This window comes from Phenylobacterium sp. Root1290 (genome assembly GCF_001425305.1).
GTDB lineage: Bacteria > Pseudomonadota > Alphaproteobacteria > Caulobacterales > Caulobacteraceae > Phenylobacterium.
In genome coordinates this window covers 1,552,931-1,573,338 of the sequence record NZ_LMEE01000001.1, presented here as the reverse complement: position 1 = coordinate 1,573,338, position 20,408 = coordinate 1,552,931, and the positions used below count along the sequence as shown (strand labels likewise).

The 20,408-nt window shown below is 67.5% G+C and carries 20 protein-coding genes and 1 pseudogene; 5 read left to right on the top strand and 16 right to left on the bottom strand.

Annotated features, from left to right (window positions below):
• The first annotated feature begins 27 nt into the window (after positions 1-27).
• Entirely contained in the window at positions 28-897 is an 870-nt protein-coding gene (locus tag ASC79_RS07655) for a DMT family transporter (protein WP_056025059.1), read from the top strand.
• On the opposite strand, the gene ASC79_RS07650 is transcribed toward ASC79_RS07655, so the two are convergent.
• On the bottom strand, positions 894-1,322 hold the full coding sequence (locus ASC79_RS07650) for a YkvA family protein (RefSeq protein ID WP_056023880.1): 429 nt from the start codon (positions 1,320-1,322) through the stop codon (positions 894-896). The two genes, ASC79_RS07655 and ASC79_RS07650, sit on opposite strands and share 4 nt — an antisense overlap.
• 57 nt (positions 1,323-1,379) lie before the next feature.
• Here ASC79_RS07650 and ASC79_RS07645 point away from each other — a divergent pair, with 57 nt between their 5' ends.
• Positions 1,380-2,159, top strand: coding sequence for an SDR family NAD(P)-dependent oxidoreductase (locus ASC79_RS07645; RefSeq protein WP_056023883.1), 780 nt, complete (start codon positions 1,380-1,382; stop codon positions 2,157-2,159).
• Between the two features lie 155 nt (positions 2,160-2,314).
• Positions 2,315-4,597, top strand: a complete 2,283-nt coding sequence (locus ASC79_RS07640) for a PAS domain-containing sensor histidine kinase (RefSeq protein WP_056023886.1) — start codon at positions 2,315-2,317, stop codon at positions 4,595-4,597.
• Here ASC79_RS07640 and ASC79_RS07635 read toward each other — a convergent pair.
• From ASC79_RS07635 to infB, 9 genes are all read right to left on the bottom strand, one after another.
• Positions 4,594-5,196: an SOS response-associated peptidase family protein gene (locus ASC79_RS07635; protein WP_056023889.1), complete on the bottom strand. Its 603-nt coding sequence runs from the start codon at positions 5,194-5,196 to the stop codon at positions 4,594-4,596. The genes ASC79_RS07640 and ASC79_RS07635 overlap by 4 nt on opposite strands.
• A gap of 86 nt (positions 5,197-5,282) precedes the next feature.
• Positions 5,283-7,424 carry a polyribonucleotide nucleotidyltransferase gene (pnp, locus tag ASC79_RS07630; RefSeq protein WP_056023892.1) on the bottom strand — a complete coding sequence of 714 codons (2,142 nt, stop codon included), beginning with the start codon at positions 7,422-7,424 and terminating at the stop codon, positions 5,283-5,285.
• 247 nt (positions 7,425-7,671) lie between these two features.
• Positions 7,672-7,941 (bottom strand): 30S ribosomal protein S15, encoded by a 270-nt coding sequence (gene rpsO / locus ASC79_RS07625; protein ID WP_056023895.1) that lies wholly within the window; start codon positions 7,939-7,941, stop codon positions 7,672-7,674.
• A gap of 3 nt (positions 7,942-7,944) precedes the next feature.
• Entirely contained in the window at positions 7,945-8,889 is a 945-nt protein-coding gene (gene truB, locus ASC79_RS07620; RefSeq protein ID WP_056023898.1) for a tRNA pseudouridine(55) synthase TruB, read from the bottom strand.
• Positions 8,889-9,326: a 30S ribosome-binding factor RbfA gene (gene rbfA, locus ASC79_RS07615; RefSeq protein WP_056023901.1), complete on the bottom strand. Its 438-nt coding sequence runs from the start codon at positions 9,324-9,326 to the stop codon at positions 8,889-8,891. The genes truB and rbfA overlap by 1 nt, the downstream gene beginning before the upstream one ends.
• A 93-nt stretch (positions 9,327-9,419) precedes the next feature.
• On the bottom strand, positions 9,420-10,208 hold the full coding sequence (locus ASC79_RS07610; RefSeq protein WP_056023904.1) for a dienelactone hydrolase family protein: 789 nt from the start codon (positions 10,206-10,208) through the stop codon (positions 9,420-9,422).
• 38 nt (positions 10,209-10,246) lie between these two features.
• Entirely contained in the window at positions 10,247-10,756 is a 510-nt protein-coding gene (locus ASC79_RS07605) for a DUF2939 domain-containing protein (RefSeq protein WP_056023906.1), read from the bottom strand.
• Positions 10,756-11,295 carry a lipocalin family protein gene (locus ASC79_RS07600; RefSeq protein ID WP_056023909.1) on the bottom strand — a complete coding sequence of 180 codons (540 nt, stop codon included), beginning with the start codon at positions 11,293-11,295 and terminating at the stop codon, positions 10,756-10,758. The genes ASC79_RS07605 and ASC79_RS07600 overlap by 1 nt, the downstream gene beginning before the upstream one ends.
• A gap of 110 nt (positions 11,296-11,405) precedes the next feature.
• Entirely contained in the window at positions 11,406-13,742 is a 2,337-nt protein-coding gene (infB, locus tag ASC79_RS07595; RefSeq protein WP_369817334.1) for a translation initiation factor IF-2, read from the bottom strand.
• A 106-nt stretch (positions 13,743-13,848) separates the two neighbouring features.
• On the opposite strand from infB, the gene ASC79_RS21760 reads away from it, so the two are divergent.
• Positions 13,849-14,169, top strand: coding sequence for a pentapeptide repeat-containing protein (locus ASC79_RS21760; RefSeq protein ID WP_369817335.1), 321 nt, complete (start codon positions 13,849-13,851; stop codon positions 14,167-14,169).
• 188 nt (positions 14,170-14,357) lie between these two features.
• On the opposite strand, the pseudogene ASC79_RS21755 reads toward ASC79_RS21760, so the two are convergent.
• From ASC79_RS21755 to rimP, 4 genes and pseudogenes are all read right to left on the bottom strand, one after another.
• A pseudogene (locus tag ASC79_RS21755) lies at positions 14,358-14,507 on the bottom strand (translation initiation factor IF-2 associated domain-containing protein); the annotation flags it as partial.
• Positions 14,508-14,581: 74 nt separating this feature from the next.
• The gene (locus ASC79_RS07590) at positions 14,582-15,244 is read right to left on the bottom strand and encodes an RNA-binding protein (protein ID WP_056025062.1); all 663 of its coding nucleotides are present in this window, start codon (positions 15,242-15,244) and stop codon (positions 14,582-14,584) included.
• A gap of 24 nt (positions 15,245-15,268) precedes the next feature.
• Positions 15,269-16,966, bottom strand: a complete 1,698-nt coding sequence (gene nusA, locus ASC79_RS07585; protein WP_056023915.1) for a transcription termination factor NusA — start codon at positions 16,964-16,966, stop codon at positions 15,269-15,271.
• 14 nt (positions 16,967-16,980) lie between these two features.
• A complete protein-coding gene (gene rimP / locus ASC79_RS07580; RefSeq protein WP_056023917.1) occupies positions 16,981-17,526 on the bottom strand; it encodes a ribosome maturation factor RimP in 546 nt (181 codons plus the stop codon).
• Positions 17,527-17,785: 259 nt separating this feature from the next.
• Between rimP and ppa the strand changes: the two genes are divergently transcribed.
• Positions 17,786-18,337: an inorganic diphosphatase gene (gene ppa, locus ASC79_RS07575; protein ID WP_056023920.1), complete on the top strand. Its 552-nt coding sequence runs from the start codon at positions 17,786-17,788 to the stop codon at positions 18,335-18,337.
• Between the two features lie 43 nt (positions 18,338-18,380).
• Here ppa and trmB read toward each other — a convergent pair whose 3' ends face one another.
• Together trmB and metK are read right to left on the bottom strand one after the other, a co-directional pair.
• Positions 18,381-19,058 (bottom strand): tRNA (guanosine(46)-N7)-methyltransferase TrmB, encoded by a 678-nt coding sequence (trmB, locus tag ASC79_RS07570; RefSeq protein WP_056023923.1) that lies wholly within the window; start codon positions 19,056-19,058, stop codon positions 18,381-18,383.
• Positions 19,059-19,132: 74 nt separating this feature from the next.
• On the bottom strand, positions 19,133-20,353 hold the full coding sequence (gene metK / locus ASC79_RS07565; protein ID WP_056023925.1) for a methionine adenosyltransferase: 1,221 nt from the start codon (positions 20,351-20,353) through the stop codon (positions 19,133-19,135).
• Positions 20,354-20,408 lie beyond the last annotated feature (55 nt).

The following is a 20,408-nucleotide window of genomic DNA, read 5'->3' as shown; positions in this document are numbered from 1 at the left end:
GATCACAACGTCGAGGGGGCCCTCTGGATGGTCGCCTCGGCGGTCGGCTTCACGGCCATGACCACGCTGATCAAGTATCTGGGCGACGACTATCCGGCTGCGCTGCAGACCTTCTATCGGCAGCTGGCCGGCTTCATCGTCCTGCTGCCGATCATCCTCAAGCGCCGCGGCGCCGCCTTCGCCACCACCCGGCCCGGCATCCTGATCTTCCGATCCGCGGCCGGGACGCTGGGGATGATCCTGTCGTTCTACGCGTTCCAGAAGATGCCGCTGGCCGACGCCAATGCGCTGTCGTTCACCCGCACGCTCTGGCTGGTGCCGCTGGCCGCGCTGGTGGTGCGCGAGACGGTCGGCCCGCTGCGCATCGCCGCCGCCGTGGTCGGCTTCATCGGCGTGCTCATCATGCTGCGGCCGGGCGCCGGCGGCGAGTTCGCCATCGGCTGGCCGGCTGCGGCCATGCTGGCCTCGTCCTTCCTGTTCGCGCTCACCATCACCGGCATGAAGGTGATGACCCGCGACCACTCGCCGACCGTGCTGCTGGTCTGGGCAGCGACGCTCGGCCTGGTCATGGGCATTCCCGGCGCCTTCTTCACCTGGCGCTGGCCCGAACCGTTCGACCTGTTGCTGCTGGGCGCGATGGGCGTGCTGGGGACCATCACCCAGGGCTGCTACATCAAGGGCATGGCGATCGGCGACGCCGCCGCCATGGCCCCGATCGATTACATCCGCCTGGTGTTCACAGTCATCGTCGGGCTGACCCTGTTCCACGAGGTCCCCACCGTCTGGACGGTGGCCGGCGCGGGCGTCGTCGTCGCCTCCACCCTGTTCATCACCTGGCGCGAGGCCGCGACCAGCAGGGCCGCGCGCAAGGCCGCGGCCGCCGAGGAGGCTAGCTAGTCGTCCTGGCGCTTCATGCGCTCCAGCACATCCATGGCCTCTGCCTTGTGCTTGGGCTTCAGATGACGGCCGACAACAGCCAGCAGGGCGGCGAACACCGCGGCGTCGTCTGTGAAACCGACGACCGCCAGCACATCTGGGATCGCGTCGGTCGGCAGCACGAAATAGGCCAACCCCGCCATCATCATCGCCCTGGCCGTGGTCGGGGTCGTGGGGTCCTTGGCGCAGAACCAGACCGACAGCGCGTCGCCCGCGAACGGGATCTTGGCCGCCACCCGCCGGATCTTCGGCCAGAAGCCGCGCGCCACGCGCCGCTCGTTCACGCGGGCGACTGCGGGGACCATGGCCCGCGACGGGTCCAAGGCCTGCTTGGCGTCGAAAGCCTCGCCGTTGACGTGGGGTGACGCTTTTGAGTCCGCGCTCATCGGGCTAAAGCCTCAGATAACAAGACCCTATTAGACGTGAACGGGAGCCAAGCGTCCATGAAACTCGATTCCTCCATCGCTGCAGTCGTCACCGGCGGCGCCTCCGGCCTCGGCGAGGCGACGGTCCGCGCCCTGGCGGCCCAGGGCGTGAAGTGCGCCATCTTCGATATGAACGAAGCCAAGGGCGAAGCCGTGGCCAAGGAAGTGGGCGGCGTCTTCTGCAAGGTCAACGTGACCTCGGAAGAAGAAGTCGACGCCGCCTTCGCCAAGGCCCGCGCCGCCCACGGCCAGGAGCGCATCCTCGTCAACTGCGCCGGCACCGGCAACGCGATCAAGACCGCCAGCCGCGACAAGCAGACCGGCGAGGCCAAGCACTTCCCGCTCGACGCCTTCAACCTGATCATCCAGATCAACCTGGTCGGCACCTTCCGCTGCATCGCCAAGTCGGCGAAGGGCATGCTGGACCTGGAGCCGATCGACGGCGAGCGCGGCGCCATCGTCAACACCGCCTCGGTGGCGGCTGAGGACGGCCAGATGGGCCAGGCGGCCTACTCGGCCTCCAAGGGCGGCGTGGTCGGCATGACCCTGCCGATCGCCCGCGACCTGTCCGGCGACGGCATCCGCGTGAACACCATCCTGCCGGGCATCTTCAACACCCCGCTGATGAACGCCGCCCCGCCGCAGGTGAAGGAAGCCCTGGCTCAGTCGGTGCCGTTCCCCAAGCGTCTCGGCAGCGCCGAGGACTATGCGTCCCTGGCCCTCGAAATGATCACCAACGGCTACTTCAACGGCGAGGACGTCCGCCTCGACGGCGCCATCCGCATGGCGCCCCGCTAAAGGCGCCTGCTGCGAGGGCCGCCCGACCCGGCGGCCCTCGTGAATTTCAGTGACGCTTTACCTCACGGCCTTTTAGGCGTTCCGTATCGTCCGGAACTCGTGGGGGGCTTGAAAGCACCATGATGGGTCGATGGGCGCAGCGTTTCGCGACTGCGATGGAGCGCCCTGTCATCGCGTACGGAGCTGCGCTCGGCGCCGTCGGAGCCGCTGCTCTTCTGCGCGTCGCCCTCGGGGCGGTGATGGCCGACCCGCCCAACTACATGACCTTCTATCCGGCCGTGCTGTTCGCCACCCTGGTGGCTGGCGCCCGCGGCGGGCTGGCTGCGACCCTGGTCAGCGCCCTGCTCGTCTGGGCGCTCTGGCTCGATGGATACCCGACCCTGTTCACAGCGATCTTCGCGGCCACCGCCACGGCGACGGTCCTGATCGGGCGGGCGATACGCGCGGCGGTTCTGAGCGGGGTCGAGGCCGAAGAACGCTTCCGCATCTTCCAGGAGCAGGCCCGGGAAGGCTTTGTAATCCTCGAGCCGGTCTACGACGGCAGGCAGCTCATCGACTTTTATTGCTCCTATTCGAACCCTGCGGCCGAGGACATGGCGCAGGCGAACTCGGCCGGGATCCGGGGCCGCCGGCTCCGGGATGTCCTGCCCGACGAGAACGGCCGGCAGATGCTGGAGCGGTTCGCGGCGCTCTATCAGGCCGGCGGCTCCGACGACGTCGAGGTCAGGCGCGTCATCAGCGGCCAACCGCGGTTCATCCGCTCAAGCGGCGTGAGGCTGCCCGGCGGCCTGGCCGTGTCCTTTCGCGATGTCAGCGCCCAACGCCAGTCAGAGAACGCGCTGCGCACGGGCGAGGCCCGTGTCCGCGCCCTGTTGGAAAGCCTGCCGCAGCTGATCTGGTCGACGCGGGGCGATGGCCATTGCGACTTCCTCAGCCCGCAGTGGGCGGAGTTCACGGGAACGCCGCCAGAGCAGCACTATGGAATTGGCTGGCAGGAGGCCATCCATCCCGAGGACCGCGACGCCGCCGCCCTGGCCTGGAGCCAGGCGGTCAACGGGGGCCTGCCCTATGATGTGAACTACCGGCTGCGCCGACAGGACGGCGTCTGGCGCTGGATGAACGCTCGCGCCTCGGCGTTGCGCGGCGACGACGGGCGGGTCATCCGCTGGTTTGGCACCAGCAGCGACATCAGCGAGGTGGTCGAGGCGCGCGCCGAGCTTGAGGAGCGGGTGGCCGTGCGCTCGCGCGAACTGGAGCGCAGCTTGGCCGAACGCGCCGAGGCCGAAGCCGCGCTGGCCCAGGCCCAGCGGCTTGAGACCGTGGGCCGGCTGACCGGCGGCGTCGCTCACGACTTCAACAACCTGCTGACCGTGGTGATCGGCGGCCTCGACATGATCATACGGCACCCGCAGGACACCCCGCGGGTCTCGCGGCTGGCGGAAGCCGCCCTCGCGGCCGGACGGCGCGGCGAGCAGCTGATCCGCCAATTGATGGCCTTCTCCCGTCGCCAGGAATTGACGCTTGAGCTGGTCGATCTGCCCGGCCTGATTGAGGAGATCGAGCCCTTGATCCGCCGCGCGATCGGCGAGAACGTCAATCTGAGCATCCGCCATGAGGGACTGGTCGGCTCCAGCCGTCTGGATCCGGCCCAGTTTGAAGCGGCCTTGCTCAACCTTGTGGTCAACGCCGCCGATGCGGCCCCGGCCGCGGGCGGCGACATCGAGATCGCCGTGGAAAGCCGCCGGCTGGCCGAGGGCGAAGTCCCTGGCGCGGCGGCCGGCCAGTACGTCACCGTATCCGTCTCCGACAACGGCGCCGGGATGGCGCCGGACATCGTCGAGCGCGCCTTCGAACCGTTCTTCACGACCAAGGACGTCGGCAAGGGCACGGGTCTTGGCCTCGCCCAGGTCTACGGCTTCGTCAAACAGGTCGGCGGCGCGGCGACCATCACGTCTTCGCTCGGCTTCGGCACCACGGTGAGCCTGCATCTGCCCGCGGCCGAGGCCCAGGCCGCCGCCCACGCCGCGCCCGTGCGCGCTGATGAAGGGCAGTGGGCGCGCGGCGCGCGGGTGCTGCTCGTCGAGGACGACGCCGCCGTGCGGGCGGTGACGGAGAGCCTGCTGATCGATTTCGGCTGCTGGGTCGAGGGCGCCCCCGACGGCCCCAGCGCCCTGGGCCGCCTGCAGGCCGGCGAGCGCTACGACCTGCTGATTTCCGACATTGTCATGCCCGGCGGCATGAGCGGCGTGGACCTGGCGCGAGCGGCGCGCGCCCGCGACGCGCGGCTGCCGATCGTGCTGACCAGCGGCTATGCGGGAGAGCGCCTGGGCGAAGGCGCCGAGGCCCTGGCCTGGCCGCTGCTGCGCAAGCCGTTCCGCGCCGAGCAACTGGGCCTGGCCGTTCGCGAGGCGCTGGACAGCAACCGGGTCGAGGCCTAGGCCGCCAGGTCGATGCCGTCCTTGCGTACGGTGCGCACGTGAAAGGCGCCCGCGGGCGGGGCCCGCAGCAGAGTCTGCTCCGGCTGCGAGAGACTGAGCCAGGCCAGTCCCTCGGCCGGCGAGAAGGTCACGATCTGGCGGTCGTGGTAGGGCGCGACGTCGGGGCCCGGCGCCGTCGTCAGCAGGCTGAAGCAGCCTTCCTTCACGATGGCGGCGATCCAGAACCATTCTTCGCCCGCCATGGTGAAGAGGTGACGGTCCTTGAGCTTCACGCCCGGCGCCGCGGGCGCCGTGTATTCGATGAAGCCGTCCGCCAGCACCAGGACCCGGTCGCTGCGGGAGAAGTCACGGCTCTCGGAGCGGAAGTTGAAGACCGGCGCGCCGCGCGGCCCTGGCCAGGCCCAGGTGGTCATCGCCCCTTCCAGGCCCTCAGGCCCGCCGCGCACGACGAAGGCGCTGTCGCGGATGCGGATCGCCGGCTGGGCGTCCAGGGCGTTGGGGATCAGCCCGTTCTTCCACTTGAACAGCGGCAGCCCGCGCCGATCGAACTCCTCGATGGCGTCCTGAAGCAGCTTGAGGCGGCGGAACTCGTTGCACATCGGTCCAGCGTAGCGCCCTGAGCCCAAACGAAAAGGGCGGCCGCGTCGCCGCGGCCGCCCTTCGCAATGTTCGGGATCGAGGAAGCTTACGCTTCTTCGGCCGCCGGCTCGCCCTTGGCGGACAGGTCTTCGCCAGTTTCCTGGTCGACGATCTTCATGCTCAGGCGGGTCTTGCCGCGGTCGTCGAAGCCCAGGAGCTTCACCTTCACGGCTTGGCCTTCCTGCAGCACGTCCGAGACCTTGGCCACGCGATCGCTGGAGATCTGCGAGACGTGGACCAGGCCGTCCTTCGCGCCGAAGAAGTTCACGAAGGCGCCGAAATCGACGATCTTCACGACCTTGCCGGTGTAGATGGCGCCGATTTCCGGCTCCGAGGCGATCGACTTGATCCACTCCTTGGCCGCATCGATCTTCGACTGATCGCTGGCCGAGACCTTGATCGTGCCGTCGTCTTCGATGTCGACCTTGGCGCCGGTCTTTTCGACGATCTCGCGGATGACCTTGCCGCCCGAACCGATGACTTCACGGATCTTGTCGACCGCGATCTTCATGGTTTCGATCTTCGGGGCGAACTCGCCCAGCTCGGCGCGCGGGGCTTCCATGGCCTTGGCCATTTCGTCGAGGATGTGCTTGCGGCCACCCTTCGCCTGCTCCAGCGCCTGCTTCATGATCGCTTCGGTGATGCCGGCGATCTTGATGTCCATCTGCAGCGAGGTGATGCCGTCCTCGGTGCCGGCGACCTTGAAGTCCATGTCGCCCAGGTGATCTTCGTCACCCAGGATGTCCGACAGAACCGCGAAGCCGTCAGCTTCCAGGATCAGGCCCATGGCGATGCCGGAGACCGGCTTTTTCAGCGGAACGCCCGCATCCATCAGGGCCAGCGACGAGCCGCAGACCGAGGCCATCGAGGACGAGCCGTTCGACTCGAAGATCTCGGAGACCAGGCGGATGGTGTAGGGGAACTCTTCGGTCTTCGGCAGCATCGGGCGGATCGCCCGCCAGGCCAGCTTGCCGTGACCGACTTCGCGGCGGCCCGGCGCGCCCATGCGGCCCGTCTCCCCGACCGAGAACGGCGGGAAGTTATAGTGCAGCATGAACTTCTCGTAGTACTTGCCTTCCAGCGCGTCGATCAGCTGCTCGTCGTCGCCGGTGCCCAGGGTGGCGACCACCAGAGCCTGGGTTTCCCCACGCGTGAACAGGGCCGAACCGTGGGCGCGCGGCAGCACGCCGACTTCCGAGACGATCTGGCGAACCTTGTCGACGGTGCGGCCGTCGATGCGGATGCCGGTGTCCAGGATGTTGCGACGAACGACGTCGGCTTCCAGTTCCTTGAACACGCCGCCCAGCTTGGCCGGGTCGATACCGGTCGGGTTGGCGTCGGACTTGGCGAACTTCTCGGTCGCCTTGGCCTTCGCGGCCGAGACGGCGTCGTGACGCTGGCCCTTGGCGACGATCTTGTAGGCCGCGGCCAGATCCTTGCCGATCAGCTTCTTCACGTCGGCCTTGATGGCGTCGGTGTCGTCCGGGGTGAACTCGAAGGGTTCCTTGGCCGAGTGCTCGGCCAGTTCGATGATCGCATCGATCACCGGCTGGATGCCGGCGTGGGCGAACATCACGCCCTTCAGGACCTCATCTTCGCTGAGCTCCTGGATCTCGGATTCCACCATCATGACCGCGTCGCTGGTCGAGGCGACGACGAGGTCCATCGAGGACTCCTTCATCTCGTCGAGCGTCGGGTTCAGGACGTATTCGCCGTTGACCAGGCCGACGCGCGCGGCGCCGATCGGGCCCATGAACGGAGCGCCCGAGATCACCAGGGCGGCCGAGGCCGCGACCAGCGCGACGATGTCGGGATCGTTCTCAAGGTCGTGCGCCAGCACGGTGGTGACGACCTGGACTTCGTTCTTGAAGCCCTTGACGAACAGCGGGCGGATCGGACGGTCGATCAGGCGCGAGGTCAGGGTTTCCTTCTGGCTCGGCGCGCCTTCGCGACGAGGGAAGGAGCCGGGGATCTTGCCCGCGGCGTAGAACTTTTCTTGGTAGTTGACGGTCAGCGGGAAAAAGTCCTGCCCCGGCTTCGCGCTCTTGGCGAAGACGGCGGTGGCCAGAACCATGGTCTCGCCATAGGTGGCCAGAACCGCGCCGTCAGCTTGACGGGCCATGCGGCCGGTTTCGAGGGTCAGCGTCTTGCCGCCCCACTCGATGGTCTTGCGTTTGATATCGAACATTTTGCTTCTTTCTCATCCCGCGGGCGTATTCCCAACGGGGGCGGACAGGGCGTCGGGGTTCCGAAATCCTCTCCAAACGATCAGGCGATGAGGATTGCTATGGAACCCTCGGTGTGTAGCGGACGTCCTGACTTGGACCGCCCGGATCGCCGCTTTGTTCCCTTCGGCCTGTCGCGAAGGAAGCGGCGCTGTAGATAGAGCCTGATACGCAAAGCCCCCGGTTTCCCGGGGGCTGACCTCTCGGTCCTTAGCGGCGCAGGCCCAGCTTTTCGATCAGCGCCTGATAGCGGCCCTCGTCGGACTTCTTCAGGTGATCGAGCAACGAACGACGCGCGGAGACCAGCTTCAGCAGGCCGCGGCGCGAGTGGTTGTCTTTCTTGTGGGTCTTGAAGTGCTCGGTGAGGTTGGAGATCCGCTCAGAGTAGATCGCCACCTGCACTTCAGCGCTTCCGGTGTCACCGGCCGAACGGCCGTGGGTCTTGATGAGCTCAGCTTTGCGCTCGAGAGTAATCGACATCGGCTAGTCTCCGCTCTTTTCCAGATGAAAGACCCGCGAAGGCTCGAGCTTGCCCGCACGCATCTCGCAGAGCGCCACCACGACCCCGTCCGCCATGGCCGAAACGGTTCGAGTCCCGGGGCTTAGCCGGGCCTTGAGCGCTTCAACCTGTCGGGGAACGAGAACGATCGGCCGTCCCTGCTTCAACTTGAAAGCGTCTTCGGCGGTCACGGCCAGCTCCGGGATGTCGTCCAGGGCGGTCTCGACCGGAAGCAATGCCTCCAAGCAGCGGGCCTTATGGCCCAAATCTTCCAACAATTCCAGCGTTATCGCCGAGTCCTCCTCGAAGGGTCCGACGCGGGTCCGGCGCAGCGCGCTGACATGGGCGCAGGCCCCCAGGCGCTCGGCGATGTCGCGCACGATGGCGCGGACATAGGTGCCCTTGCCGCACTCGACCGCGATCTCGATGTGGTCGGCGTCCGGAACGTCGATCACCCGCGCATCGTAGATCGAGACCTGCCGGGCCTTGAGCTCGACGGTCTCGCCAGCGCGGGCCAGGTCATAGGCGCGCTCGCCGTCGACCTTCACCGCCGAGAAGGCCGGCGGGATCTGCTGGATGTCGCCGATGAACTCCGGAAGCACGGCGGCGACCTGCTCCGGGGTCGGGCGCACGTCGGAGGTCGCAGTCGTCGCGCCCTCGCGATCGAAGCTGGCGGTTGTGCGGCCCCATTCGATGGTGAAGCGATAGGCCTTGTCGGCGTCCATCAGGAACGAAACGGTCTTGGTCGCCTCGCCCAGCGCGATCGGCAGGATGCCGGTGGCCAGCGGATCCAGCGTGCCGGCGTGGCCGGCCTTCTGGGCGTTGAAGATCCGCCGCACCCGGCCGACGGCCTGGGTCGAGCCGAAGTCGTAGTGCTTATCGAGATTGACCCAGCCCGAGATCGCATCGCCCTTCTTGCGGCGGGCCATCAGTCCTCGTCCTTCCAGGAGTCGGACGGAGGCTGCGGCGCCAGGTCCTGGGCGACGCGCGGATCGTCGAACAGCCGGCCGATGCGGGCGGCCTCGTCGAAGCTCTCGTCGTGCAGGAACTTCAGGTCCGGCGTGAACTTCATATCGATCGACCGGCCCAACCGGCCGCGCAGGAACTTCGAGTGCCGGTTCAGGGCCTTCACCACGTCGTCGGCGTGCTCGCCGCCGAGCGGTTCGATGAAGCAGATGGCGTGGCGAAGGTCGGGGCTCATACGGACCTCGGTGATGGTCACCGAGACACCGGCCATGGCCTCGTCGTTGAACTCCTCTTCGCGGAGGATCTCGACCAGGGCATGGCGCATCAGTTCGCCGGCGCGAAGCTGGCGCTGTGACGGGCCCGCGGGGGCCGATCGGCCCTTGGGGGGGGTGCGTTTCATGGACTTGCCTCTTACGACCTGGCGCGCGGATCGGACGCGGCGTCTCAGGAGAAGGGCGCGCTTCTAGTCGCGCGACGTCAAGAAGTCCAGGCCTTAGCCGGCGCCCGTCCGCTCGCGGAAGAAGGCCAGGACCCGCGCCTCGGCGTCCTTGGTCGGCCCATCCTCGGCCAGGTTGATCGTGAGGACCGAATGCGGATGTTTCAGTCCGCCCGGAACGGCGTGCTTGGGATCGATCTCGATCGCCTCGAACTTGTCGCCGAATTCGCGCTTGTAGGTGTCGAAGCGCGCGTCGGGCACGAAGGGATCGCCATAGAAGCGCAGGCCGATCATCGACAGGCCCTCCTCTGCGAACCGCTTGCGGGCGCACGAGACTTCCGCCGGCGAGGCGCCGATCCCGGCGGCGCGGCGAGCGCCCAGCGGCAGCGAGGGTTGGGACAGCACCGGCGCGACGACCGACGGCTCGGTCATCATCGCCAGGGCGAAGCCGCCGGTGAAGCACATGCCGACCGCGCCGACCCCATCGCCGCCGCAGTCGGCGTGCGCCTTGCGCGACAATGCTTTCAGCCACTCGACGATCGGGCTCGACTTGTCGCTGGCCCAGACGTTGAACTCTCGACGTATGCAGATGCCGCCGAGCATGGTGAGGGCGCTGAGCGGATGGCTGGCCGGCCGGCCGGGGTCGCCGAAGAGGTGGGGGCAGTAGACGGTCATCCCGGCGGCGGCGACCCGGTCGGCGAAACGGATCACATGCGGATGCAGGCCCGGCATCTCGTGGATGACGATCACCGCGGGGCCAGAGCCCCGCATGTAGACGTTCCGCGTCCAGCGTCCGTCGTCGAAGGCGAACTTCTCGTACTGCGCCAGCGCTGCTTCGTAGCCCATCGCGCCCTCCCCTAACGTCGTTAGGCGAGAGCTTAGCCCTATCGGGCCTTGGTCTGCAGCATGGAAAGATCACCCTCGAAGCCGGAGAGACGCCAGGTCCCCTGCTCCTGGGTGAAGGTGAGCAGGCAGGGACCATCCTTCTTGCGCGGTACGCAGACCTGCCCCTCGCCGACGGTTTTCAGCTGGCCGCCGATGACCATCGGGCCTGGCAGCGGCTTTGAGGCGTCATAGCCATAATAGGCGGCCACCGAGCGGAAGACGGTCGGTTGGATCAGCGCCTCGCCGGCCAGCTCGGCCAGGGTCGGAGCCAACAGCGCGCCGAGCGCAGCCAACCCATCGTTCGCGCCCGATTTGCGCGTCTCGGCCATCATCCGGCTCTCGATCTGGCGCTTAAGCGCCGGCCGGTCGACGTGCGCCTCGAAAGCGGCCTTGTCGTTGTCGCGGATCGAGACCAGCAGCGCATGGACGTCGCCCGCGGCGTCGTAACGCTGGGCGGTGGCGCAGGCCGTAAGGGTAAGCGCGGCCAGCGCCAGGATCAGCAGTCTCATCAAGGGGTCGCCATGTGTTGCGTGTACCGAAGCATGTCCGTGTCGTATCCCAGCGCCTCGACCCGGGCCAACAGCTGCGCGCGCATCTCTTCCGATGGCCGCGGCTCTCGGGTCAGCAGCCACAGGAAACGGCCCGAGCCTTCGCCGACAATGGCCCAGTCGTAGTTCTCGCCGCGGTCGAGCACCCAGTAGTTGGTCAGCAAAGCGGGGCCAAAGAATGACACCTTGAACTTGGCGCCTAACTGGTCGCCAGCCGGGCGAGCCTTGCCTTCGGACACCTTGATCGGACCGCGGACGGAGTCCTCGCGGCAGGTGTTCTTGACCGACACATCGCCTGACGCGAGCAGCGTGTACTCGGCGGTGACCGCCTCGCAGTCACGCTCGAAGCCGTTCTCATAGCGCGCGAATTCGTACCAAAGGCCGCCATAGCGGCCGATATCCACTCGCTTCGCCGGCTCGGGAACATTGCTGTTGCCGACGGGGCCTGCGGCGCAGGCCGCGACGACCAAGGCGGTGAGAGCAGCGAGAAAGATGCGCATTCGAACTCCTGATCTTGCGGACGCAGGGGGAATGCCCACAGCGAAAATTGGCTCCAAAATGCAAAAGGCCTCCGGTTTCCCGGAGGCCTGATGACTTTGGCGCGGCGACCTTAGAGGCTGCGTGCAACCTCTTCGAGGCTGAAGCACTCGATGACGTCGCCTTCCTTGATGTCCTGGAAGCCCTCGAAGAACATCCCGCACTCGACGCCGGAGCCGACCTCGGCCACTTCGTCCTTGAAGCGCTTGAGGGTCCGCAGGGTGCCCAGTTCCAGGACGACGATGTCGTCGCGGATGATCCGGACGCGAGCGCCGCGGCGAACCACGCCCTCGGTGACCCGGCAACCGGCGACACGGCCGACCTTGGTGATGTCGAACACCTGCAGAACCCGCGCGTTGCCCAGGAAGGTTTCGCGTTGTTCCGGCGCCAGCATGCCCGAGAGCACGCCTTTGATGTCGTCGATCAGGTCGTAGATGATCGCGTAGTAGCGGATCTCCACGCCTTCACGTTCGGCCAGGGTCTGGGCCTGCTTGGAGGCGCGGACGTTGAAGCCGATGATCGGCGCGCCCGAACCCTTGGCCAGCATGACGTCGCTTTCGCTGATCGCGCCGGCGCCCTGGAGGATGATCCGCGCACGGACCTCGTCGGTGGCCAGCTTGTCCAGCGATCCGACGATGGCTTCGGCCGACCCCTGCACGTCCGCCTTGATGATGACCGGCAGCTCAGAGATCTTCTTGTCCTGAAGCTTGGCCATGAAGTCGGCCATGGTCACGCCGGCGGCGACCGGCGAACCGGCCTTCTCGCGCTTCACGCGGGTGCGGTACTCGGTCAGCTCACGGGCGCGAGCTTCGTTCTCCACGACCGCGAAGGGCTCGCCCGGGCTGGGCGTACCGTCCAGGCCGAGGATCTCGACCGGCACCGAGGGTCCGGCGGAGTCGAGCTGCTCGTCGCGTTCGTTCAGCAGGGCGCGAACCCGGCCGAAGTTGGCGCCGGCCACGACGATGTCGCCGCGCTTCAGGGTGCCGCGCTTGACCAGCACGGTCGAAACCGCGCCGCGTCCGCGATCGAGCTTGGCCTCGATGACCGTGCCGTCCGCGGTGCGGTCCGGGTTGGCCTTCAGGTCCATCATTTCGGACTGCACCAGGATGGCCTCGATGAGGTTTTCCAGGCCGGTCTTCTTCAGCGCCGAGACTTCGATCACCTGGGTGTCGCCACCGAGGCTTTCGACGACGATCTCGTGCTGCAGCAGTTCGTTGATCACCCGCTGCGGATTGGCGTCGGGCTTATCCATCTTGTTGATCGCGACGATGATCGGCGCGCCGGCCGCCTTCGCGTGCTGGATGGCTTCGGCCGTCTGCGGCATGACGCCGTCATCCGCCGCCACGACCAGCACCACGATGTCGGTAACGTCCGCACCACGGGCGCGCATCGCCGAGAAGGCGGCGTGGCCGGGGGTGTCGAGGAAGGTCACCGCCTGGCCGCTGGCCAGACGCACCTGATAGGCGCCGATATGCTGGGTGATGCCGCCATGTTCACCGCCGGCGACATCGGCCGAACGCAGGGCGTCCAGCAACGAGGTCTTGCCGTGGTCGACGTGGCCCATGACCGCAACGACCGGGGGACGCGCGACCAGGCTGTCGTCGATGTCCTCTTCGCCGATGAAGCCTTCTTCGACGTCGGCTTCCGAGACGCGCCGCACGGTGTGACCGAATTCGGTCGCCACCAGTTCGGCGGTGTCGTTGTCGATCACGTCGTTGATCTTCAGCATCACGCCCTGACGCATCAGGAACTTGATGATCTCGACGCCGCGCGTCGCCATCCGGTTGGCGAGTTCAGCCACGGTGATGACGTCGGGAATGACGACTTCGCGAGCGGCGCGAGCCTGCTCCTGGCCGCCGCCCTTGCGCTTTTCGCGTTCACGTTCGCGCGCCCGGCGGACCGAGGCCAGCGAACGCATCCGTTCGACGGCGCCCTCATCATCACCGGCCACAGCCTGAATGGTGAGGCGGCCTTCACGGCGCTGAGCGGCGCCCTTCACACGGCTGATCGCCTTGTTCGGGGCGTTGGCCGCGGCCTTGCGGCGCGTATCCTCGTCGTCGTCGGGCCGGCGACCGGCCTCGCCGGGGCGCGGAGCTTGGCGGGTGGCGCGTTGAACTTCCGGCGTGGCGGGCGGGGCGTTCGGAGCCGCGCCGCGCGCCGGGCGCGGACCACCCGGACGATCACCGGGACGGCCGCCCGGAGCCGGACGCGGCGCCAGGGCCGAATAACGGACGGGTTCGCCGCTCGGACGCGGACGGTCGCCCTGAGGACGGTCGCCTTGGGGACGATCACCCTGAGGACGGTCGCCTTGCGGGCGATTGCCTTGCGGGCGGTCGCCGCGCGGCGGGCCACGGTCGTCACGCGGCGGCCGCGGAGCGTCCGTGCGCGGCGCACGTTGGCCGAAATTCATGTTCTCGTAGCGGCCCGGGGCGCGCTCCGGACGATAGGTCGTCGTCGTCGGACGGTCGTCGCGACGCTCGCGCGACGGTTCGTAGGTGCGGGTTTGACCCGCCGAGGTGCGCGCGTCGTTGCGAGGTTGCTCGCTGCGCGGCGCTTCGTTCCGGGGCGCTTCGCTGCGGGCGACAGGCGCCTGCGGAGCGGGCGTCGGCGCAGGCGTCGGCTTCGGAGCGGGCGGCGCTACGGCCGGAGCCGGAGCTTCAGCGCGAGGAGCTTCCGGTGCGGGAGCGGGAGTGGGAGCCGGCGCGGCCGGAGCCACGGGCGCTTCCACAGGCTTGGCTGCAGCAGCCGCGGCGGCGGCCGCAGCGGCGCGAGCAGCCTCAGCCTCGGCGCGGGCGCGCTCTTCATTGGCGCGCTGCTCGGCGGCCTGGCGGGCCTGATGCTCGCGGGCCAGTTCGATCGCGCGTTGACGGGCGCGTTGCTCGTCGGCCGACAGGCCCGAGCCATCGTGCGAGGACGAACCGCCCTGCGACTGACGCGGCGCAGACGATTGCTGCGGCGAGAAGGCGCGCTTCTCGGCCGAGGACGGCGCGGCGAGATTCCCCGACGGCGCAGAGTGAGTGCGCTGGCGCTTGGTCTCGACGACCACCGTCTTGGAGCGGCCGTGGCTGAAGCTTTGCTTCACCGTGCCCGCGCTGACCGATCCAGCCCCGCGGGGCTTGAGGGTCAGGGGAGCTCGCCCACCAGGGGCCCGGCCGTTGTCGTTCTCGTCGCTCATGCGCTCGCTTTACATAACGGCCGGGACGGTCCCGACCACGGACATTCCAATAGCTCTAGGCGCGCGAAACCCATTCAGGTTCCGCCCGCCTCAGGAGGCTTTTCCTCGCGCCAACTCTCGGGAAGGAGCGGGCGGAAGCCAGATAGTCTCTGGACGTCTTTCGTCCAGCGATCGGCGCCACGCCCCGCAAGGAAGGCGGTGTGTATCACATTCTCGGCCCCCAAGGCCAAACCCAATTCCTCAGCGTCGAAGAGTCCGCACAGGTGCGGGGGTTTGGGTGACTTGCGGGCCACATTCAGGATCTTGCGGCGACCGTCCGGCGCGCCATCGGACGCCTCTATCAGCCAGGCGGCCTTGCCTGCGGTCAGGCTCGAAGCGACCTTCTCGAAACCCGAGATAAGATCGCCGGCTCGTTTCGCAAGCCCAAGACCGTCCAGGATCCGGCGCCGCAACAGCGCCTCGACCTGATCGGCGAGATCAGCCGGGGCGTTGAGCTTGGCCTTGGCGGCGCGGGCGAAGTGGCCCTTTTTCGCCGCCACTTCCACCGACGCACGGTCGGCGGCGACCCAGAGTCCGCGCCCCGGCAGCTTGCGCGCCAGGTCCGGAACCACCAGGCCGCCGGGACCGGCGACGAACCGCACCAGGACGGCCTCGTCCATCACCTGACCCGAGACGATATCCCGCCGTTCCCTCGCGGCTTGCGCGAGGGTCTTGGGGGCCGCCGTCCGGGCCGGGATGGAAGCAGGCGCATTCACCTGGGCTTAGGCCTCCGGGTTCTCTTCAGCGACAGCCTCGACTTCGGCTTCCGCCTCGGCCTCGACGTCGTCCGCATATTCTTCAACGTCCGCTTCGGGCTCCGGCTCCGGCTCCGGCGGCGCCTCGACCCAGCCCATTGCGATGCGCGCGCGCATGATCAGGGCTTCGGCGTCGCCGGCGTCGAGGTTGAAGCTTTCGAGAATGCCCGGCTCGCGCACGCGCTCGCCGTCGCGGTTCTCGAACCAGCCACGCAGATCGTCAGGGATCAGACCGGCCAGGTCCTCGACGCTCTTCACGTCGCCTTCGCCCAGGGCCACGGCCATCGGCAGGGTGACGCCCTCGATCTCGAGCAGGCCGTCCTGGACGCCCAGCGCGGTGCGCTTGGTGTCGTACTCGGCCGCGATCTTTTCCAGGAACTCGCGGGCGCGCGTTTGGATTTCGTCGGCGGTGTCGTCGTCGAAGCCCTCGATGGCCGCCACTTCCGAAGCGTCCACATAGGCCACGTCTTCGACCGAAGCGAAGCCTTCGGTGACCAGCAGCTGGGCGATCACTTCATCGACGTCCAGGGCCTCCTGGAACAGGGCCGTGCGCTCGGCGAACTCGCGCTGACGGCGCTCGCTCTCCTGGCTTTCGGTCATGATGTCGATCTGCCAGCCGGTCAGCTGCGAGGCGAGGCGGACGTTCTGGCCGCGGCGGCCGATGGCCAGCGACAGCTGCTCGTCGGGCACCACCACTTCGACGCGCTCGTCTTCCTCGTCCATGACGACCTTGGAGACTTCCGCCGGGGCCAGGCCGTTGACGATGAAGGTCGCCTCGTCCTGGCTCCACTGGATGATGTCGATCTTTTCGCCCTGCAGTTCGGCGACGACCGCCTGCACGCGCGAACCGCGCATACCGACGCAGGCGCCGACCGGGTCGATCGAGCTGTCGTTGGAGACGACGGCCATCTTGGCGCGCGAACCCGGGTCGCGGGCGACCGCGCGGATTTCGATCACGCCGTCATAGACTTCCGGCACTTCCTGCGCGAACAGCTTGGCCATGAAGCCGCCGTGGGCGCGCGACAGCAGGATCTGCGGGCCCTTGGTCTCGCGACGGACATCGTAGATGTAGCAGCGGATGCGGTCGCCGATGTTGAAGTTCTCGCGCGGGATCGACTGATCGCGGCGCATGATGCCCTCGCCGCGGCCCAGGTCGACGACGGTGTTGCCGTACTCGACGCGCTTGACCACGCCGTTGACGATCTCGCCGACGCGATCCTTGAACTCTTCGTACTGACGCTCGCGCTCGGCCTCGCGGACCTTCCCGGTCACGACCTGGCGAGCCATCTGGGTCTGCACACGGCCGAACTCGAACGGCGGCAGGATTTCTTCGTAGGTCTTGCCGACGAAGGCGTCCTTGTCGGTGCGCAGGGCGTCGGCCAGGCGACGCACGCCGACCGGCTCTTCCGGCACGCCGTCTTCGCCCTCGAAGACCGCTTCGTCGTCGATGACGGTGATCACGCGCTTGACGGTCGTCTCACCGGTCTTCGGATCGATGCGAACGCGGATGTCGTGTTCGGCGCCATAACGGGCGCGCGCGCCCTTCTGGATCGCTTCCTCGATCGCCTCGATGACAATTTCCTTGTCGATCGACTTCTCGCGGGCCACGGCCTCGGCGATCTGCAACAGCTCAAGCCGGTTGGCGGAAATGCCGGTCAGGCTCATCGGTTTGCGTCCTCTTACTCAGGGGTGTCTTGATCGGCCTCGGAGCTCATGCGGGCGGCGCGTTCGTTCGCGCCGCGCTTCATGAGCTCGTCGGTCAGGATGAGTTTGGCGTCCACGATCCACGAGAACGGGATCATGGCCGTGGAGTCTTCGCCTTCCAGGTCGATGCCGATGGCGTCGCCCTCGACGCCCGCCAGCACGCCGCGGAAACGCTTGCGGCCCTCGGCCACGCGATCGAGTTCGATGCGCGCCTCGAAGCCTTCGTAGTTCGCAAAGTCCTTCGGCCGGGTCAGCGGCCGATCGACGCCGGGGGACGAGACCTCGAGCGTATACTCGCCGGCGATCGGGTCGGCGGCGTCCATGAGCTCGGAAATCGCACGGGACAGCCGGGCGCAGTCCTCGACCACCATGTCGCCTTCGGGCGTCTCGGCCATGATCTGCAGACGGCGGGTCTCTTCGCCGCCCATCAGGCGCAGGCGCACGATCTCGTAGCCTGCGGCTTCCGCGACGGGGTCGAGGAGTTCCAGGAGCCGATGGTCTTCAGCGGTCTTGCCACGCATAAGCTTGGCTGTTCTCCGGCAACAAAAAAGCGGCCGGGCCGAAGCCTGCCGCTCGTATACGCTATCCAGCGCTAACGGACGATGTGAGACCTCTATAGCGTGCGACCGCTGGTTTGTCAGCCCCTAGCCGCGTCGGGCTGTTTTCGGCGGCCTTTTTGCAGTTTCCCATCGCAAACCGCGCTCGGCCCCTTTTCGGCGGGGCCCGAATGGTCCACAGACGGCGCCCTCAACTCTTGTGTCTTCAAGGTCCTCCCTCCGTATGGACATCTCCAAGATCCCCACCGGCGTGAACCCGCCCTACGACGTCAACGCCATCATCGAGATCCCGCAAGGCGGCGAACCGGTGAAGTACGAACTCGACAAGGACAGCGGGGCCATCATGGTCGACCGCTTCCTGCATACCGCCATGTATTATCCCGGGAACTACGGCTTCATCCCGCACACCCTGTCGGATGACGGCGACCCGATGGACGTGCTGGTGGTCGGCCCGACCCCCGTCGTTCCGGGCGCGGTGATCCGCGTGCGGCCGATCGGGACCCTGATGATGGTCGACGAGGCCGGCGGCGACGAGAAGATCCTCGCCGTGCCGGTCGACAAGCTGCACCCGTTCTATGCGGGCGTGGACTCATGGCGCAGCCTGCCGGCGATCCTGACCGAGCAGATCGCCCACTTCTTCCAGCATTACAAAGACCTGGAGAAGGGCAAGAGCGTCGAGATCGTGCGCTGGGCCGACCCGGAAGAGACCGGCGACCTGATCCGCCAGGGCATCGAGCGCGCCAAGGCGGCCGGCAAAGGCCAGCCGGGAACGTGACGATAGGGGTCGCCACCGGCAGGTTCCGGCGGCGACCTTCTACTTATCTTCTGATGAAGTCGAAGAAGACCGGCTCGCAGTCGCCCAGGCGCTTTTCCTCGTAGCGCGTGGTGATGTGGTCGGCAGGCGCGACGCGCCAGTCGTCGGCCTTCTGCGCCGGCCAACCGAAGTCCGGCGACGCCAGGATCCGCTCCAGCGCCCAATCGGCATAGCCCGCCACGTCGGTGGCGAAGCGCAGCCGTCCGCCCGGCTTCAGCACGCGGGCCAGGTCGGCGACCATTTCGGTCTGCACGATCCGGCGCTTGTGGTGCCGCGCCTTGGGCCAGGGATCCGGGAACAGGATGAACACCCGGTCGAGGCTGGCGTCAGGCAGCCGCGCGGCCAGTTCGCGCGCGTCGCCGTCGTGAATGCGGACATTCTTCAGGTCCTGTTCGGCCACATGCCGCACGGCGCTGGCGACGCCGTTCAGGAACGGCTCGCAGCCGACGATCAGCACGTCGGGCGCGCGGGCGGCCTGGCTGGCCATGTGCTCGCCGCCGCCGAAGCCGATCTCCAGCCAGGCCTCGCGCGTCCCGTCCATCAAGGTCCAGGGGTCGAACGGCCCTTCCGGCGGCCGCAGCTGCGGCAGCAGCTCCTCGACGAGGGCGGCCTGGCGCGGCTTGATCGGCCGCGACTTGATCCGGCCGTACGACCGCATCAGCGGGTGAGAGGTGTCTTCCATGGGCGCGCTCTACAACGACGAAGGCCGCCGCGCGAGTGCGCGACGGCCTTCAGATGTTCCAAACCCGATGTGGATCAGGCCAGGCCCTTCAGCTGGTCGACCAGATCGGTCTTTTCCCAGGAGAAGCCGCCCTCGTTGTCCGGCTGGCGGCCGAAGTGGCCGTAGGCGGCGGTGCGGGCGTAGATCGGACGGTTGAGGCCGAGGTGCTCGCGGATGGCGCGCGGCGTGGCGCCGCCGATCATCTGCGGCAGGGCCAGCTCCAGCTTGGCCGGATCGACCTGGCCGGTGCCGTGCAGATCGACATAGAAGCTGAGCGGGTCGGAGACGCCGATCGCGTAACTGATCTGGATGGTGCACTTGCGCGCCAGGCCCGCAGCCACGACGTTCTTGGCCAGGTAACGGCAAGCGTAGGCGGCCGAACGGTCGACCTTGGTCGGGTCCTTGCCGGAGAACGCGCCGCCGCCGTGCGGAGCCGCGCCGCCGTAGGTGTCGACGATGATCTTGCGGCCGGTGAGGCCGGCGTCGCCGTCCGGGCCGCCGATCAGGAAGCGGCCGGTCGGGTTGACGTGCCACTTGGTCTTCTTGGTGATCAGGCCGGCGGGAATGACGCTCTCGACATACGGCTTGATGGCCGCGGCGAGGCGCTTGGAGTTCACCGTCTGGTCGCCGATCTTCTTCTTGTGCTGGGTCGAGACGACGATCTTCAGGATCTCGACCGGGCGGCCGTCCTGATAGAGCAGCGTGACCTGGCTCTTGGCGTCCGGCTCCAGGAAGTCGGCCTCGCCCGAGTGACGGACTTCGGCCAGTTTGTGCAGGATGTCGTGCGAGAATTGCAGGGTCGCCGGCATCAGCGACGGGGTCTCGTCGCAGGCGTAGCCGAACATGATGCCCTGGTCGCCCGCGCCCTCTTCCTTCTTCTCGGTCGAGTCGACGCCGACGGCGATGTCGGCGGACTGCGGATGCAGGAAGTTGGCGAACTTGGCCTTTTCCCAGTGGAAGCCCTTCTGGGCGTAGCCGATGTCCTTCACCGCGGCGCGGACCTTGGGCTCCAGGCCGGCCAGGATCTCCTTGGTCAGAGCCTTGTTCTCGGCCTTCGAGGCGCCCGGCTTGCCGGCGCGGACTTCACCGGCCAGGACGATGCGGTTGGTGGTGACCAGGGTCTCACAGGCCACCCGGGCCTCGGGCTCCACCGACAGGAAGGCGTCGACCACCGTATCGGAGATGCGATCGGCGACCTTGTCCGGATGGCCTTCGGACACGCTTTCGCTGGTGAAGATGTAAGAGGAACGGCTCAAGAGGTAGCTCCGGTAATCGGGCAGGCCGCAGCGCAGGGCGGCCCCATTTGGACGT